General features: G+C 39.1%; 3 protein-coding genes. 1 reads left to right on the top strand and 2 read right to left on the bottom strand.

What is annotated here, in order from left to right; all coding sequences use genetic code 11:
* Positions 1 to 233: 233 nt before the first annotated feature.
* A complete protein-coding gene (gene glpK, locus LC574_RS23635; RefSeq protein ID WP_229456006.1) occupies positions 234 to 1,748 on the bottom strand; it encodes a glycerol kinase GlpK in 1,515 nt (504 codons plus the stop codon).
* A 347-nt stretch (positions 1,749 to 2,095) separates the two neighbouring features.
* Positions 2,096 to 3,265, bottom strand: a complete 1,170-nt coding sequence (locus LC574_RS23630; RefSeq protein ID WP_229456005.1) for a PAS domain S-box protein — start codon at positions 3,263 to 3,265, stop codon at positions 2,096 to 2,098.
* A gap of 1,494 nt (positions 3,266 to 4,759) precedes the next feature.
* On the opposite strand from LC574_RS23630, the gene LC574_RS23625 reads away from it, so the two are divergent.
* The gene (locus LC574_RS23625; RefSeq protein WP_229456004.1) at positions 4,760 to 5,020 is read left to right on the top strand and encodes a hypothetical protein; all 261 of its coding nucleotides are present in this window, start codon (positions 4,760 to 4,762) and stop codon (positions 5,018 to 5,020) included.
* Positions 5,021 to 5,648: the final 628 nt, after the last annotated feature.

Raw genomic sequence — 5,648 nt, 5'->3', positions numbered from 1 at the left:
CATTGAGATCAAAAGTGCGATGCCTGCTCTGGGCTACGCCATCGCCTGATATTGTAGGTTGGGTTGAGGAACGAAACCCAACATTTTCTTTCTCTTTGTTGGGTAACACTAAAGTTCAACCCAACCTACAAATCTACAGTATTGAGGGGAGTAGTTCTTGAGCAGGGAGAGCAAGAATTATTGCCCAATAACTCTTTTTCTTCCCCTGCCTCAAGAGCTTATCCGAATGAGGGCTACTCCTCCCAAGCGAGAGTGCGTTTCACTGCCTTTTGCCAAGTAGCAAAGTTGGACAATGGGGTATCGCTCCCCGGCTCAAACACACGTTCAATTTGCCGTTGTTCCACCAGTGCTTCATAGCTCTCCCAAAATCCTACAGCTAATCCTGCTGCAAATGCTGCACCCTGAACAGTCGTATCGTGCATTACCTTTCGTTCAACTGGAATACCTAAAACATCAGCCTGGAACTGCATCAGAAAATTATTCTCGCAAGCCCCACCATCTACGCTTAATCGCCCAACTGGAGTACTACTAGATGCATTAATTGCTTGCACTACTTCCAGAACTTGATAAGCGATCGCTTCCAACACGGCGCGAACTAGATGCTCTGGTTGTACACTGGCGGTAATGCCGAAAAAGGCTCCCCTCGCGCTCATATCCCAGTAGGGTGCGCCTAGCCCACTAAATGCAGGCACAAAGTAGACTCCGCCATTATCTGTTACCTGATTTGCCATCGCTTCACTTTCAGCAGCAGTTTTAATCAGCTTCAGGCGATCGCGTAACCATTGGATACAAGCTCCACTAGTAAACATACTACCTTCTAAGCCATAGCCTACATCTAAAGCCCCCCTCGGATTTGCTTGTGTCCATGCCACCGTAGAAATAAGTTGATGGTGTGAGCGCACAATTTTATCGCCTGTATGAGCCACCAAAAAGCTACCAGTTCCATAAGTACATTTCATTAAACCGGGGCGATCGCACCCATGACCAAATAGAGCAGCTTGTTGATCCCCCAAGATGGCAGTAATGGGAATTTCAGCGCCCAACAAAGTAGCATGAGTAACTCCAAATACTCCTAAACTAGGCTGAATCTGGGGCAAAATATGCGCCGGAATCTGAAATAATTCAAGTAAATTTTCATCCCAATCACAGGTTTTGAGATTCATCAGCATTGTCCGGCTGGCGTTACTGTGGTCAGTAGCATGAACTTTGCCACCTGTAAGGTTCCACAGCACCCAGGTATCAATAGTGCCTGCTAAGACATTGTTCAGGTCAACATCTGTAAACTTGTCTAATAGCCACCTGAACTTAGTAGCAGAAAAGTAGGCATCGATGATTAATCCGGTGCGATCGTAAATTTCTTGAGCGTAGCCTTGCTGTTGTAATTGCTGGCAAAGGGGAGCAGTGCGGCGATCTTGCCAGACGATCGCTTTATGGAGTGGTTTACCAGTAGTTTTGTCCCAAATCAAACAGGTTTCACGCTGCACAGTTAGTCCCAAGGCTGCGATCGCTGATGCAGCAATTTGGGCATTCCTAATTGCGGTTTGCATCACCCAACATGTATCCTGCCAGATTTGTTGAGGGTCATGTTCTAACCATCCGGGGTGAGGATAATACTGAGTTAGTTCTTTGTATGCCTGCCCAACAATCTTGCCGTCTGCGTTAAACACAAAGGCGCGGTTGCCTGTTGTACCTAAGTCCAGTGCTAAGATGTAGCCCAATGATTGAGTTGTGTTGCCAAGTGTGTGCATAGCTGCTTTGACATGCTGCGTAGGCGATTTTAGCAATACACGTCAAATTAGATATACATTATTTTGGGTACATTTTGAATTCCCTATTGGCATAGCATTGCGCTTACTTTGCTGTGTCCGCCTCAAATCCCAAATCCTTCACAAGGTTGCAGGACCTGTGCATTTTAATTATGTGTAAGTAGATCGACACAAAAAATCATGATATAAATGCTGCGATCGAGGGAATATTATACACAACTTCATACTAGTTTTAGTATTAACTTTCTGTGACAACGTACAAAGTGTCACGTCGCTTCGCTCCGAATTCAAAATTCAAAATTCAAAGTCATCAATCTACAGCAAAGTAATTAATCAAAACATCTCAAAATCATGTGTTTTTTTAAGTCAAAACTGATTATACCTTCTTCTTGTAATTTGCCGATCAATCGTGTAATTGTTACCCTGGTAGTGCAGCAGGCGCTAGCAATATCTTCGTGAGTAAAGCGAACACATAGGCGAGTTCCCTCCGGCACAGTTTCACCAACTTCCCGTTTCAAAAGTTGTAATAAATGGTGTAAGCGCTCTTGTACCCGTCGTCTTCCAGAAATTACCAAAAAAGATTCTGTTTGGTGTAAGCGCTGATTAATTTTTGGTAAAAGGATATGGCTCAGGTTGGGAGAAGCTGCTATCTCTGCTGCGTAAATTGACACCAACTCAACATCCGAGAGGGCTGTTGCTTGGTAAATGTTTAGAGATGTCAAACTAGAGCCAAAAACCATTTCTGCTGTTGCCAATCCTATTAAAACTTCTTCACCCGTTTCACAGTAGGTACTAAGTTTGACCAAACCCTGACAAACATACAAAATTACTAATGGGTTAAGGGGAATAGTTTCTCCTTTAGAATATTTCTGCACAGGGCGATCGTACAAGAGGTTGCTATCATTTTTGATAACTGCTGATTCTAGTTGTTTCCGTTCAGAAATATTACGTAACACCCAGCGTAAAGAGGTTGCCTTACCCTGCGGATTCCGGGCAACTGCCACTGTCAAAGCTGCATCAAACAACTCGCCATGACGTTGTTGCAAGCGTATCAATAACTCTTTAACTCTGTCTGATTGAGATAGTTCGATAAGTTCGCTACGAAGGTGCTGACGTTCTTCTAGAGGGACGAAGTTAATCATTGGTTTGCCCACCAAAAATTGCTTTGAAACATTGAGCAATTTAGCTGCGGTGAAGTTAGCTTCTTGGATGATTCCTTCTGTATTAGTCACTAAATAAGCGTCAGGCGCAAACTCGAATAATTCTTGATAGTGTTGGCGTTCTGTTTCTAAGCAATTCCGTGTTTGTATTAGTTCCTCATTTTGCTGATGGAGTTCCTCTGCTGCTAACTGCACTATTTTTGAGGTGTTATAGAGTTCCTTAAAAGCTTGCGGTAGCAGATCAGGTGAAATCCAAGGTAATACACTAGCAGTTTGGTATAAATCTGCTAAACGATTGTGCAATGTTTCTGAGCGTTGGATAAATTTTTCTATGTTCACCTTAAATTCCCGCTACTTACTTGCAGAGTTAAAGCAAAAAATCTACTAGGTAAATTATTGGAAAAATTGCAGCATTTCCTATTATAAATTTAACTAGTTTTGAACTGCAATTATTATTGAATAGAACCTATAAGAGTACGTCTATTCTAGATTTTCAACAATTTATGTCTCATAGCACTACAGGTAATATAGTTTGGAAATGACATGTATTGCATTTAACCTAGATGATCAAAGCAGATTGAATCTAGGGAATTAAAGAGTTTCCATTGATAACTTTTGCACTCAGATGCTTTTTTACAAAAAAGCTTACAGCATTTTGCTAAGTATTATTTCTATCTTTAGTCGTAATATTTTGTAAACTCAGCTAAATACTAATCCAAAATCCGTTGACCTCAGATGATGCTAATTTGTGATTAAACTTATAAGCCAGTCACAATTATGACTAGCAGAGAAATTAGATAAAACAGCACATTTAGAAAACTCTCGATCACAACTTTAAGTTCCTATTCTTGTTTAACCCACTTGCTCATTCTCCCAATGAATGATTTAGTGCTAATAATAATTGTTTCCATGATTACTTAGAATAACTGATAATCTTTTCCCCAACGTCCATCACAAGCATCAAGCCACTACTACCAAAGATATATAGTCTAAGTTAAGTTTCTTTGTGCTTTTGAATACATATTTTGAACAAAAAGATTCTCGGCTTCTTAGAAAAGTCGGAAATCTGAGCTTTTCGATTTTCACAAATCTATTAAGGAACTATCTGGCATAAGCAAGAGTAAGACTAATAGATATTAATAAGTTAAAAGCATTTGTATAGGGCATCACATATTGAATCCTGCCTCACCTCGACTGCGCTCGGCGACCACTGCCTCTTTCAATATCAATCAATACGGTTGGCTTTGTGAAAAATTGCTTTGCTTAACCCAACAAAGCCCCGGAAATGTTGGGTTACGTTCCTCAAGTATCCGTCTTGGAACGCATACACCTACTTTTATAAAATTCACTTCATAAAAGTCAGCTTTTGTTAAAACTTTATATATTGTTGGTTGTAGTTCATTAAATATGCAATTTATTCGCTGATTTACTGAAAATCGCGTTTTTCAAAAACTTCAGTAAAATTCCTATTTTAATAATAAAAAAATACAACTAAATTATTAATAGTTGTGCTGACTTCATTGATGAATAAACGTCAATTATTCCAGGTGTATCTATTTGCAGGCTCTCTGTAAGATCAATTCCGTAATTCTAGAATAACCCCTCTCTTAAAATGAGAGCAGAGTTTAGCTTTCCCCTACCTTATAAGAAAGGTAACTGAAGGGGTTAAGTTTTTGTGAGTGAATCGATGTACTAAGCTGCGATTTATCTTGTAAAATCACGGTTTTATTTCCAACTGAGAACAAATACAACTTCTTAAAGCTTTTTTGACAAATCCCCATGCGACAATATTTTTTTAATCTGCTAATACTGGTATTAGGAACAAGCTCGACTTTGATCATTACTCCATCTCAAGCTGAAACTCCGGTAAAATACAACACCAAAAGTACTGATAATATTACTTCCATATCTTCAAATTCACCTTCGGCTATCCAATTAAGTGATTTTGCTAATTCTACTAATAGCAAACCACCTATCCTCTCTGAGGCAGCCAATAACTCTTCTGGTGCTAATGCCAATATAACTGCAACTAAGCCGAAGCCACGAATTCCTATATTCAGCAGAATTTTTCCTACACCTTCGATGCAGCAATAATCAGGGGCTAAATATTTAGTTTACTATAGGAATCGTATTTGATTTTTGAAATTATCTACAGAAGAAAGGGAGTGGGGAGTAGGGAATAGGGAATAGGGAATAGGGAATAGGGAATTAGGCTTTTCGAGTTGTACCGAGCTTTTTCAGAAATCAAATATTAGTCCTATAGTTTGTGCTGGTAGAGATATGCATTTATATATCATATAGCAATCCTAAATGATTCATGAGAAAATACGGTAATATTTAATGTACTTTAAATAACTTACTTTGAAGCTATGGATTATGCAATATATATAATTCTAGCCGGAAAATTAAGTTGTTGATGAGTGTTTAAAAGTACGATTATAATTTAAGTATTTTCTTATAGATGATTCCGGATTGCTATATACAAGCTTATCTAGTGAAAATACTATTATAGCGAGAGATTTTAATTTTTCTCTCTCACTAGTGTAGGATGAATATCATTTATGGCGATTCTCGCTTGTATGCAACATACTTAGACCTCTTCCATCAGTCTTGGAGAAAGCAATCGCTGCAAGGCTTATGAGACTTCGATTTTCAGGTTTTAGCAACATTTTTGAATTTCTATTAGAAAATAAAGCTTCAAACCTTGATTGAGTAATAGTTT

This window comes from Nostoc sp. CHAB 5715 (genome assembly GCF_020829685.1).
Lineage (GTDB): Bacteria > Cyanobacteriota > Cyanobacteriia > Cyanobacteriales > Nostocaceae > Nostoc.
The sequence above is the reverse complement of the archived record's forward strand: the minus strand, read 5'-3'. Positions and strand labels throughout refer to the sequence as shown.

Excerpts from the sequence above, each read along its gene's own strand:
- glpK (WP_229456006.1), bottom strand. The coding sequence starts at position 1,748 with ATGCACACACTTGGCAACACAACTCAATCATTGGGCTACATCTTAGCA.